The sequence below is a fragment of the Billgrantia pellis genome, assembly GCF_008297955.1.
GTDB classification, from domain to species: domain Bacteria; phylum Pseudomonadota; class Gammaproteobacteria; order Pseudomonadales; family Halomonadaceae; genus Halomonas; species Halomonas pellis.
Map to the genome: position 1 here is coordinate 53,806 of NZ_VTPY01000005.1, position 11,802 is coordinate 65,607.

Annotated in this window: 12 protein-coding genes; 7 read left to right on the forward strand and 5 right to left on the reverse strand. The window is 64.3% G+C overall.

What is annotated here, in order from left to right:
* Positions 1–12: 12 nt before the first annotated feature.
* The 3 genes from F0A17_RS13390 to F0A17_RS13400 are packed head-to-tail and all read right to left on the reverse strand — an operon-like array spanning position 13 to position 1,800.
* Positions 13–942, reverse strand: coding sequence for a lysophospholipid acyltransferase family protein (locus F0A17_RS13390; protein WP_149328863.1), 930 nt, complete (start codon positions 940–942; stop codon positions 13–15).
* Between the two features lie 4 nt (positions 943–946).
* Positions 947–1,411 (reverse strand): DUF4870 family protein, encoded by a 465-nt coding sequence (locus tag F0A17_RS13395; protein WP_323849416.1) that lies wholly within the window; start codon positions 1,409–1,411, stop codon positions 947–949.
* Complete coding sequence (locus F0A17_RS13400; protein WP_149328864.1) at positions 1,408–1,800, reverse strand: VOC family protein; 393 nt, start codon at positions 1,798–1,800, stop codon at positions 1,408–1,410. The genes F0A17_RS13395 and F0A17_RS13400 overlap by 4 nt, the downstream gene beginning before the upstream one ends.
* 66 nt (positions 1,801–1,866) lie before the next feature.
* Between F0A17_RS13400 and F0A17_RS13405 the strand changes: the two genes are divergently transcribed.
* The 6 genes from F0A17_RS13405 (at position 1,867) to F0A17_RS13430 (ending at position 9,545) form a co-directional block, all read left to right on the forward strand.
* Positions 1,867–2,502 (forward strand): class I SAM-dependent methyltransferase, encoded by a 636-nt coding sequence (locus tag F0A17_RS13405; protein ID WP_149328865.1) that lies wholly within the window; start codon positions 1,867–1,869, stop codon positions 2,500–2,502.
* 222 nt (positions 2,503–2,724) lie between these two features.
* Complete coding sequence (locus F0A17_RS13410; RefSeq protein WP_149328866.1) at positions 2,725–4,158, forward strand: MFS transporter; 1,434 nt, start codon at positions 2,725–2,727, stop codon at positions 4,156–4,158.
* A 155-nt stretch (positions 4,159–4,313) separates the two neighbouring features.
* Positions 4,314–6,101 (forward strand): acyl-CoA dehydrogenase, encoded by a 1,788-nt coding sequence (locus F0A17_RS13415; protein ID WP_149328867.1) that lies wholly within the window; start codon positions 4,314–4,316, stop codon positions 6,099–6,101.
* A gap of 80 nt (positions 6,102–6,181) precedes the next feature.
* A complete protein-coding gene (locus F0A17_RS13420) occupies positions 6,182–7,813 on the forward strand; it encodes an acyl-CoA synthetase (protein WP_149328868.1) in 1,632 nt (543 codons plus the stop codon).
* Positions 7,814–7,827: 14 nt separating this feature from the next.
* A complete protein-coding gene (locus F0A17_RS13425) occupies positions 7,828–8,676 on the forward strand; it encodes a 3-hydroxybutyryl-CoA dehydrogenase (protein WP_149328869.1) in 849 nt (282 codons plus the stop codon).
* A 95-nt stretch (positions 8,677–8,771) separates the two neighbouring features.
* Positions 8,772–9,545, forward strand: coding sequence for an enoyl-CoA hydratase-related protein (locus F0A17_RS13430; RefSeq protein ID WP_149328870.1), 774 nt, complete (start codon positions 8,772–8,774; stop codon positions 9,543–9,545).
* A 69-nt stretch (positions 9,546–9,614) separates the two neighbouring features.
* On the opposite strand, the gene F0A17_RS13435 is transcribed toward F0A17_RS13430, so the two are convergent.
* Positions 9,615–10,496 (reverse strand): DMT family transporter, encoded by an 882-nt coding sequence (locus F0A17_RS13435; RefSeq protein WP_149328871.1) that lies wholly within the window; start codon positions 10,494–10,496, stop codon positions 9,615–9,617.
* Between the two features lie 119 nt (positions 10,497–10,615).
* On the reverse strand, positions 10,616–11,002 hold the full coding sequence (locus F0A17_RS13440) for a Rieske (2Fe-2S) protein (RefSeq protein WP_228716909.1): 387 nt from the start codon (positions 11,000–11,002) through the stop codon (positions 10,616–10,618).
* A gap of 106 nt (positions 11,003–11,108) precedes the next feature.
* Between F0A17_RS13440 and F0A17_RS13445 the strand changes: the two genes are divergently transcribed.
* Positions 11,109–11,801 (forward strand): aspartate/glutamate racemase family protein, encoded by a 693-nt coding sequence (locus F0A17_RS13445; protein WP_149328872.1) that lies wholly within the window; start codon positions 11,109–11,111, stop codon positions 11,799–11,801.
* The last annotated feature ends 1 nt before the right edge of the window (position 11,802 follow it).

Below are 11,802 nucleotides of genomic sequence, written 5' to 3' on the forward strand. Positions count from 1 at the left end.
TGTCATGCGATGTCAATACAGCCGGAACGACTTATGGTCCGGGTGCCCCTGTTGCTGCTCGATTACCTTGCGGTAGCGCTTGTACTCCCATTGGTACTGTGCGGGATCGAGGGCGATGGCACCCTCGACGCAGGCGTTGACGCCGGTGGCGGAGGTCTCGTCGTCGGCGGCGTAGACGCGCTCGTCCGCGGCGAGGAAGTGAATGGCGAAACCGCCCCGAGGCAGGCGGCGGGCCACACCGGTGACGACTCGCGCGTCGGTGCGGGCGACCAGTTTGGGCAGCAGGGTCGCGGTGTAGGCCAGACGGTGATAGAAGGGAGCGAACACGCCGCTGCCCCAGTTCGGCTCCTGATCGGGCAGGATGCCCACCGCTTCGCTGCGCTTCAGCGCTTTCAATAGCGCCGCCACACCGCGCGGATTGGTGGGAACGAGCTTGGCGCCCATGCGTTCACGTCCCTGTCGGATCACTGGGTCGAGCTCGGCGATCTTGGGCGGCTCGTACATGGCAGTGAAGGGGAAGTGGCTCGATAGCCAGAAGTTGAGCACCTCCCAATTGCCGAAATGAGGGGCCAGTACGATAACGCCCCGGCCTTCGGCGCGAGCTTCGTCGAGCAGCTCGCGACCGTGAATCTCGCGAATGGCGGCTTCGACCCGCTCGGGGCGGGCCATCCAGGCGAAGCCCAGCTCCAGCATGGTGGCGGTCGAGTGGACCAGGCTTTCCCGCGCCAGGCGCCGCCGCGCCGCTTCGTTATGCTCGGGAAAGACCTCGGCCAGATTGATTTCGGTGACTTCACGTTCACGCTGGCTGAAGCGGTAGACGAGGGGGCCGGCCATGTGGGCCAGCCGCCATAGCGTATGTGGCCTGCGTCCGGCCAATGTGCGCCACAGCAGGGCAATGGCACGGCCCTGCAGGGTGGAAACGGGGGACGACGTATCGCTCATGGGCTCAGAGCAGCCAGGCATCCACGTTGTCGGGCTCGCGGTGCTCCTGAAGGCGCTTCATGCCCTTGACGCAGCGCACCACCAGCCAGACCACGACCAATAACCAAGTGACGAAGCCGATCATTATCAGCATCAGCAGGCCCGAGATGGCGAAATAGAGCATGGCCAGCCAGAACGTGCGGATCTGGTAGCGATAGTGCTCATCGAACCAGTGAGGTCCGTTGCCCCGGTAGACGTAAGCCATCACGATGCCCACCAGGGCGGTCACCCCACCGGTCACGATGCCCGCCAAGTAGAGGGCGTAGACGACGAGCGGAAGGGTCGTGTCGGGTGTACCGCCCGGTTCGGTCACGACATGACGATCGGAAGCATTGTTATGCTGTGGGTTATCGTTCATCAGGTGTCCCAGAAAGAAAATGTTGGCGCCAATGATACCGGCCGACGGCGACAATGCCAGCGGTAGGGTCATTCGCCGCCATCGCGGGACGGTCGGCTGATTTCCAGCAGGTTGCCGTCGGGATCGCGAAGATAGAGCGACTCGATGGCGCCGTTGGCCCCCTGGCGGGTGACGGGACCCAGTTCCACTTCGACATCGAGGGCTTCCAGGTGACGGCGAACCTCCTCCAGCGGCAGCAGGCTGCGCAGGCACAGATCGAGACTCCCCGGTGTCGGGGTGGCGGCTCGCGGCACGATGTCGGTGTCCGTCCAATGCAGGCGCAGGGCAATGTCGCCAAGCATCAAGTCGACGCGCTCGCGATCCCGGTAGCGAACCTCAAGCCCGAGCACCCGGGAATAGAAGTCCACGGCGCGTGAAATATCGGTCACGGTAATGACCAGGTGGTCCAGACCTGACAGCATGCAGGCCTCCTCGTTGTGGTGTGTATTCGATACGCTTTGATTCGTCAGTCATAAAAGGATACGACGATGCCGACCTGCCCGCTATGCGATGCGACCCGCACGCGCCATTTCCTTCGTGATGCGCGCCGCGACTACTATCGCTGCGAGCGCTGCCTGCTGGCCTTTGTGCCACCCGAGCAGCGCATCGCGTCCGAGGCGGAGAAGGCCGTCTACGACCAGCACCAGAACCGTCCCGACGACCCGGACTATCGGCGTTTCCTGGCGAGGCTGTTCGAACCGCTGATGGATCGGCTGCTCCCTGGCGCGTGCGGGCTCGACTTCGGCGCGGGCCCGGGGCCGACGTTGTCGCTGATGTTCGAAGAGGCGGGGCACCCCATGGCGATCTACGATCCCTTCTACGCTCCGGATCGCGCGGTACTCGATCGGCGCTACGATTTCGTCACCGCGACCGAAGTGGCGGAACACCTGTTCCTGCCGGGGCGTGAGTTCGAGCGGCTCGCGGCGCTGCTCCCCGCCGGGGGGTGGCTGGGGGTGATGACCAAACGCGTGATCTCCGAAGAGGCCTTTGCCCGCTGGCACTACATTCTCGACCCGACCCATGTGTGTTTCTTCAGCGAAGCGAGCTTCGAATGGCTGGCGGAACGGCTGGGCATGCACGTCGAGTTTCCTGCCGCCGATGTGGCACTGCTACAGAAGCAGTGAAAGCGGCTGCGGTAGGATTGAATTCCCGAAGAAAACGCCATATTTCACCATGCATCCCGATAAAGCGATTGACTCATGGGACGTCGAGCGTATGATTCGCGCGCCCTGGTCAAGGGCGGCGTATCGCCCGGATCGCTTGTACGCCTCATGCGTAGGCAATCAACGGGGTTATCTGCCATCTTCTCGTATCGTCACGTGTCACCTTTCGAGTGAGGCTCATTCATGTCGCGCCAACTGCTGGCCATGGCCCTGGCTCCTCTACTGGGGCTTTTCATCTTGGGGATCGGCAACGGCTTTCTGGCCACGCTGATAACCCTGCGGTTGGATGCGGCGGGGGAATCGCCGGTGGTCATCGGCTGGGTCTCGTCCGCCTATTTCATCGGCCTGGCCCTGGGCGCCATGTTCAACGACAGGTTGCTGCTGCGCATCGGTCACATCCGCGCTTATGGCAGCTTCGCCTCGCTGGTGGCGGTCACCGTGTTGATGCAGGCGCTCTTCTTCGAGCCATGGGCCTGGTTCGTGCTGCGCCTGATCGGCGGCTGGGCTACGGTCGGGGTCTACTTGGTCATCGAGAGCTGGCTGCTCACCTCGGGCGACCAGAAAGTTCGCGGTCGCCTGCTGGCGCTCTACATGATTTCGCTCTATGCCGCCGGGGTGGTCGGCCAACTGCTGCTGGGGGTGACCGATGCCATGGGCGAAACCGCCCCCTTCATGGTCATCGGCATGCTGGCCTCGCTGTCGGTGCTTCCCATGGCGATGATCCCGCGGGTATCGCCGCTAATCGACCATGCTGAGCCGCTGTCGCCGATGCGCCTGATCACCATGACGCCCACGGGAGTGATGGGTAGCTTCGGTTCGGGCCTGGCGGTAGCGGCCGTCTACACGCTGTTGCCGCTCTACCTGCAGCGCATTGGCCTGACGGTCTCGCAGGTTGGCCAGATGATGGCCGTCGTGGTGCTTGGCGCCATGCTGCTTCAATACCCCATTGGCCGCTGGTCCGACCGTCACGATCGTCAGATGGTGCTGATCCTGATCGGTGCCTTCTGTGCCCTGATCTCCGCTGGCATGCTGTTGCTGCCATTGCAGTCGTGGATATTGGCGGCCTTGCTGTTCCTGCTCGGCGGCGGCGTCTTCGCCCTCTATCCGGTGGCGGTGAGTCACGCCGCCGACCGCGCGCCGGCGGGTGCGCTGGTTCGCATGAGCCAGGGCCTTCTGTTGATCAATGCCATCGGTTCGACGGTAAGCCCGCCGATGATCTCGCCGGTCATGGCCTGGGCGGGCGATGCCGGGCTGTTCTGGGCCTTTGGTGCCCTGAGCCTGTTCTTGGTGGGCTTTTTCTTCTGGCGGCGCAGTGTGCGTCCGGCGCCGGTGCCGGTGGCTCCCTTCGCTCCTTCGACGCCGATGTCGTCGGTGGGTGCCGAGCTGGCCGTTACCGAGGAACTGATGCAGGGCGCGATAGAGCACGAGCACATGGAGGATTTATCCGATCTCGTGCCCGACGTGGAAGTGGCCGAACCGCTAGTCGGTCCGCCTCCGCCCGACGAGCCGCATATCGCTTTCTATCCCGTGGGTGAAGACGAGGACGGAGAGAACGAGCGCCTCGCCGACGAGCCGACCATGACAGGCGACGACTCGGCGAGCGCCAGCCGTACCTGATTCGTTTTCCCGTTACTCTCGCGCCCGATGCCCAGGCATCGGACGCCCTATGTCATGTGATGGACCTCCTGGCCACTGGCCTGCGACCTAGGGATAATGGTTAACGCAAAATAGTGAATCTACTATCGCCGTTATCATTTTCCCGAGGTCGTGTCATGTTTCCCTTCGCCGCCCCCGTTCGTGATCTTCGCTTCGTGCTCGAGGAACTGCTCGAGCAGCGCTCGCTCGACCTGCCCGGCTTCGAGGAGACCAGCCTCGATCTGATCGAGGCCGTGCTGGAGGAAGCTGCCAGGCTGGCAAGCGAGGTCTGGGCGCCGCTCAATGCCAGCGGCGACCGGCAGGGTTGCGTGCGCCGCGAGGATGGCGGCGTGACGCTCCCCGACGGTTTCGCCGAGGCTTACCGGGCCTATGTCGAAGGCGGCTGGAATGGCATCGGCGTTTCCCAGGCGCTGGGCGGCCAAGGGCTCCCCGAGGTGGTGGCCAGCAGCGTGCAAGAGATGCTCCACGGTGCCAACATGGCGTTGGGGCTGTGTCCGATGCTCACCGCCGGCGCCATCGAGGCGCTCGCCCATCATGGCAACGACGACCTCAAGGCGACCTACCTGCCCAAGCTGGTTGAGGGAACCTGGACCGGCACCATGAATCTTACCGAGCCGCAGGCGGGTTCCGATCTCTCCAGAGTTCGTACCCGTGCCGTCCCCGAAGGCGACCATTATCGCCTGTTCGGTCAGAAGATCTTCATCACCTGGGGCGAGCACGACGCCAGCGAGAACATCATCCACCTGGTGCTGGCGCGCAAGCCCGATGCCCCCGAGGGCAACAAGGGCATTTCCCTGTTTCTGGTGCCCAAGTTTCTCGTCGATGACGACGGCTCGCCGGGCGAGCGCAACGATGTCACCTGTGCCTCCATCGAGCACAAGTTGGGCATCCACGGCTCGCCCACCTGCACCCTGAGCTTCGGTGAGGGCGATGGCGCCATCGGCTACCTGGTGGGCGAGGAGGGGCGCGGCCTCAATCACATGTTCACCATGATGAACGAGGCGCGCCACAAGGTCGGCGTGCAGGGCATCGGCGTGGCCGAGCGCGCTTGTCAGCACGCCTTCGCCTATGCCCTGGATCGCGTGCAGGGCAAGAATCCCAGGGCCGGCGACGAAAGTACTATCAGCCACCATCTGGACGTGCGTCGCATGCTGCTGTCGATGCGCGCCCGCACCGACGCCCTGCGCGCGCTGGCGCTCTTTTGTGCCGCCGAGCTCGACGTGGCCCGTCACGCCGAGGAGGCTACCGAGCGCAAGGCCGCCCAGGCGCGGGTTGACGTACTGATCCCGGTGGTCAAGGCCTTCTCCACCGACCAAGCCGTGGATATCGCCTCGCTAGGCGTGCAGGTACATGGTGGCATGGGTTATATCGAGGAGACCGGTGCCGCCCAACTGCTGCGCGACGCTCGCATCGCGCCGATCTACGAGGGCACCAATGGCATCCAGGCGCTCGACCTGGCCGGGCGCAAGCTGCAACGCGACGGCGGTGCGGCCCTGGCCGGACTGATTGACGATGTCGAGGTCACTGCACGCGCCCTGCAGGAGCAGGAAGGGCTGGCGGTGCTGGGCGAGAACCTGTTGGCGGGAGCGGCCGACTTGCGCAGCGCCATGGCCATCGTGCTGGAGCAAGGCAGCGACTCCGAGCGTGGCATCGATGCCATCCAGGCCTTCGCCACGCCATTCCTCGGCCTGGCCGGCCACGTGCTGTGCGCGTGGCAGATGGGGAGAGCGGCACTCAAGGCCAGTGTCGCCCTGGCGGCCGGGAGCCGCGAGCCGTTCTACCGCAACAAGCTGGCCGCCGCCGACTATGCCCTGCGTCAGTGGCTGCCGGTGGGCCGTGGCAACCTTCGTGTGATCGAGGCGGGTATGACGAGCCTGGCCGACTTCGACGTCGCGGCCCACTGAGTCGGTATCGCCGGCGGAGCCCTCCGCGCCGGCGACGCCTCTTTTCCGCATCATAATAACGACACCCATCGGAGCCCACCATGATCGACAGCATCTTCGAACAGGGCCTGCCCAAGACGCCGGCCAACCATGTGGCGCTATCGCCACTGACCTTCATCGAGCGCAGCGCCTCCATCTATCCCGACTACCCGGCGGTGGTCCATGGCGATATCCGTCGCAGCTGGAGCGAGACCTGGGGGCGCTGTCGCCGACTCGCCTCGGCACTGGAGGCGCGAGGCATTCAGCCCGGCGAGACGGTGGCCGCCATGCTGCCCAACGTGCCGGCCATGTTCGAGGCGCACTTCGGCGTACCGCTGGCCGGCTGCGTGCTCAATACGCTCAACATCCGCCTGGATGCCGAAGCCATTGCCTACATGCTCGAGCACGGCGAGGCGCGGGCGATCCTGGTCGATCCGGAGTTCGCCGGGGTAATCGAGGACGCCGTGTCGCGTCTGGCAATCAAGCCATTGGTGATCGACGTGGCCGATTCGATGTACGAAGGCGAGCCCCGCTCCATTGGCGAGCTGGAGTACGAAGCGCTGCTGGCCGAGGGTGACCCGAACTATGCCTACCGTCTACCCGAGGAAGAGTGGGAGGCGATTGCGCTCAATTATACCTCCGGCACCACCGGCAAGCCCAAGGGGGTGGTCTATCATCATCGCGGCGCCTACCTCAATGCGGTGAGCAACATCCTCGAATGGGCCATGCCGCACCATCCGGTCTACCTCTGGACCCTGCCGATGTTTCATTGCAATGGCTGGTGCTTCCCCTGGACCATTGCCGCCAACGCCGGTACCAGCATCTGCCTGCGCAAGGTCGATCCGAAGAAGATCATGGACCTGATTGCCGTCGAAAAGGTGACCCACTTCAGCGGCGCGCCCATCGTGCTCAACGGCCTGGTCAATCTACCGGCCGAGGACAAGCGCGAGTTCGATCACCCGGTAAAAGTTACCACCGCCGGTGCCGCGCCGCCCGCCTCGGTGATCGCCGGGGTCGAGACGCTGGGTATCGAGGTGACCCATGTCTATGGACTCACCGAGGTCTACGGCCCGGTGACCGTGTGCGCCTGGCGCGAGGCGTGGGACGAACTGCCGCTGGAGCAGCGGGCCAGGATCAAGGCGCGCCAGGGCGTGCGCTACCATATGCTCGAAGCGCTCTGCGTGGCCGACCCCAACACGCTGGAGCCGGTACCCAAGGATGGCGAGACCATCGGCGAGATCCTCATGCGCGGCAACAACGTGATGAAGGGTTACCTCAAGAACGAGGCCGCCACCGAGCAGGCGCTGGAGGGGGGCTGGTACCACACCGGCGATCTCGCCGTCTGGCACCCGGATGGCTACATCGAAATCAAGGACCGCTCCAAGGACATCATCATTTCCGGTGGCGAAAACATTTCCACCATCGAGGTCGAGAACGTCATCTACTCGCATCCGGCCGTCGAGGAGGCCGCGGTGGTGGCCAAACCCGACGAGAAGTGGGGTGAAACCCCGTGCGCCTTCGTCAAGCTCAAAGTGGGCTACGGCGAGGTCACCGAGGCCGATATCATCGCGCACTGTCGTGAGCACCTGGCACGCTTCAAGGTACCCAGAACGATCATTTTCACCGAGCTGCCCAAGACTTCTACCGGCAAGATCCAGAAATTCGTCCTGCGCGAAGAAGCGCGCAAGCACTAAACGGGAGACAGAGCATGAAGCAACAGGCAATCGGTGTGGTCGGCGCCGGTACCATGGGGCAGGGCATCGCTCAGGTCCTGGTCACCAGCGGCTTCCCCGTGCAGCTCTACGACGTGGCCGACGAGCAGCTCGGCCGCGCCCAGGCCGCCATCGACAAGGGGCTGGGCAAGCTGGTCGCCAAGGAGACGCTTGGGGAAGCGGAGAAGGGCGACGCCATGGCACGCCTGGAGCCGACGACGTCGCTCGAGGCGCTGCGGGGCTGCGAAGTGATCGTCGAGGCTGCTCCCGAACAGCCGGCACTGAAGGAAAAGCTATTCCGCGACCTGAGCCGCCTGACCCATGACGCCATTCTGGCATCGAACACCTCGTCACTGTCGCTGACCCGCCTCGCCGCGGTGTGCGAGCGCCCCGAGCGTGTGGTAGGCATGCACTTCTTCAACCCGGTGCCGGTACTGAAGCTCGTCGAGGTGATTCGCGCCGAGCAGACCAGTGATGCCACCGTGGCGCGCGTCGAGGCGCTGGCCAAGGAACTGGGCAAGACATCGGTGGCTATTGCCGACTCGCCCGGGTTCGCCGTCAACCGCCTGCTGGTGCCGATGATCAACGAGGCCGCCTTCCTGCTGCAGGAAGGGGCGGCCAGCGCCGAGGACATCGATCAGTCAATGAAACTCGGCGCCGCTCACCCCATGGGGCCGCTGGCGCTCGCCGACCTGATTGGCCTGGACGTTTGCCTGGCGATCATGGAGGTGCTGCAGGAGGGCTTCGGCGATCCCAAGTATCGCCCATGCCCGTTGCTCCGGCGCATGGTGGCGGCCGGCTATCTGGGGCGCAAGACGGGGCGGGGCTTTCATGTGTATGACTGACCGATAGAGAGGGCGACGAAAAAGGGGATTGCCGACCAACCAAGCGTTCGCTAGGGTTGGTCGGTATCGTCCAGACAACAAGCAAGGAGCCCCACATGAGCGAGAAGCTGATCGAGGTGGTCGACAACGCTGGCGTCGTGCGCCTGACCATCAATCGTCCGAAGGCGCTGAACGCCCTGAATAGCGGCGTGCTGCACGAGCTGGAAGCCATTCTGGTTGAGTTGGAGGCACGCAAGGACCTGCGCGCCGTGCTGATTACCGGAGCGGGCGAGAAGTCCTTCGTCGCCGGTGCCGACATCACTGAAATGCGCGAGAAGACGCCGGAGGAGGCGCGCGTCTTCGCCAGCCAGGCGCTGCGTACCATCAAGCGTCTCGAAGCGTTGCCGGTGCCGGTGGTCGCCCTGGTGAATGGGTTTTGTCTTGGCGGCGGCTGCGAACTGGCGCTGGCCTGCGACTGGGCCGTCGCCAGCGACAACGCCATTTTCGGCCAGCCCGAAGTGCTGCTGGGCGTGATTCCCGGCTTTGGCGGCACCCAGCGTCTTCCGCGCCGGGTCGGACCCGCCATGGCGCTTGACCTGGTCACCACCGGGCGCAAGATCGATGCCCAGGAAGCGCTGCGTATCGGGCTGGTCAACCAAGTGATGTCGCAGGCGGAACTCGAGACTTACGCCGATGAGCTCGCCAAGCAACTGACCGGCAATGGCCCCCAGGCGGTGCGTGCCGCCAAGCAGGCGGTGCACGACGGCATGGACCAGGATCTCGACAGTGCCCTGGCATTGGAAACCGCGCTGTTCGCGTTCTGTTTCGCTGGCGACGAGCAGAGTGAGGGCATGGGCGCCTTTGTCGAGAAGCGCAAGCCGAACTTCTGATCCGATACCGGCAGAGAAGGCGGCAGCGTTCTTGAGCTGCCGCCTTTCGTATGCCTTACCGCCGCTGACTTACGCCACTTCTCTCCGCCGCCATCGAATCATCCCGGTGGCAATGGCGGTACCCGCCAGGGTGATGGCCATGCCGACCATGACCTGCAGGCTGAGCCGTTCACCGAGCAGTAGGTAGCCCCATAGCAGGGCACTGACCGGCACCAGGAAAGTGACCGTCGAGGTGGCGGTGGCGCCGGCGCTCGAGATCAGCCCGAAGTAGAGCAGAAAGGCGAGGGCCGTGCTGAAAACCGCCAGCCCCATGGCATTACCCCAGGCCAGGCCGCTGATCGGCTCGCTGGGCCACAGCCACAGGCCCGGGATCAGCAGGATCAATGCCGACATGGCGGTGCTGCCGGCGGCCAGCACGCGCACGGGCAGGTGCGACAGATAGGTCTTGGAGTAGTTGGTGGCCACACCGTAGCAGAAGGTGGCACCGACGGCGGCGAGGATGAACCAGCCATCACCGCCCAGGGCGAAATCCAGCCGGTTGGCCGAAAGCACGTACACGCCGAAGAAGGCCAGCGCCAGGCCAAGGTATTGCCGGCGCTGCACCGGTGTGGTGAAGAACAGCGCGCCGAGCAGGGCGGTGAAGATCGGGGTGGTGGCGTTGATCAGCGAGGTGAACCCCGCCTCGAGGCGTACGGTGGCCAATGCCAGCAGACAGAAGGGCAATACATGATTGGCCAGCCCCAGCAACAGCAGCCCGCCCTTGTTCTCCCACACCAGCGTGAGATAGCGCAGGCTGAGGAGCAGGGGCAACAATAGCAGCGCGCCTACTCCCATGCGCACCAGGATCAAGGGAACCGGGCCGAACTCCGACACCGCCACACGCATGAAGATGAAGGACATTCCCCAGAGCGAAGAGAGCAGAATCAGACGCAGGCTGTCGGCCGGAGACATGCGGCTTCCTTGTCGGGCAGGAAAGCGAAAAGGTTACGATTGAAATTGACTGATGAGAACCCGCTTACTTCATAAAAGTTACTGATGAGAGGGATCAAGCGGGCTGAAGTCGCTACGGCTCACTCCTCTTCGGCAATGATCAGCCAATACTCGTCATCGACGCTGATCGGTACCGGGTCGAGGGCACAACCGCGGCCCAGGCCACCGATGCCTTCCCCGGTGCGGGCCGAGAAGGTGGCATCGTGGTTGGTGCAGCGCAGCTGCTCGCCATCCTGACTGAGCAGGCGGGTGCCGCGCTGATCGAGCGGCAGGTACTGATGGGGGCAGGCGTTGACGTAGGCGAGTACGCTATCACCCAGGCGCACCAGCAGCAGCGGAAAGCTGCCGTTTTCGCTCTGCAGGGTCAGGGTGCGAGTCTCGCCGGACGCCAGTTCAGTGAATCGGATCAGGCGCGTTCCGCGCGCGGGTGCGCTACGATATTGCTGCCATGCCTCGGACATATCCATGCCACTTCTTGCCTTGTCGGGAACGCTACATTGTCTCGGAAGACGGCGCGTTTGTCAGCGGCAGTTCATGGTCGGTCTGGCCGACTCCACCCACCAAGGAGAGAAAATGAAAACCATTGGCCTGCTCGGCGGCATGAGCTGGGAATCGACCGTGAGCTATTACCGAGCCCTCAATGAGGGAATGAAGCAGCGATTGGGTGGGCTGCACTCGGCCAGGGTGGCCATGGTCAGCGTCGACTTCGCCGATATCGAGGCCCTGCAGCATCGGGGCGAATGGGAGGCCTGCGGTGAAGCCCTCGCCGCGGCGGCGCGGCAAGTGGAGCGAGCCGGCGCCGACTTCCTGCTGATGGGAACCAACACCATGCACAAGGTGGCACCGCAGGTGGAAGCCGCCATTGGCATTCCGCTGGTTCACATCGCCGATGCCACCGCCGGGCGCTTGCGCGAGGATGGCGTCGAACGGGTGGGGCTCCTGGGCACGCGCTTCACTATGGAACAGGCATTCTACCGCGAGCGTCTCGAGGCGCGTTACGGCATCGAGGTGCTGACTCCCGACGAGGCCCAGCGTGACACGATACACCGCGTCATCTACCAGGAGCTGTGTCTCGGTAGGGTCGAACCGGCCTCGCGCAGGGCCTATCTGCAAGTGATCGACACGCTGGCGGAAAGGGGCGCCCAGGCGGTGATTCTCGGCTGCACCGAGATTGCCTTGCTGGTTACCCAGGACGATACCGCCGTGCCGCTCTACGACACCACGGCGATCCATGCCGCGCAGGCCGTCGAACTGGCGTTGGCGTGAC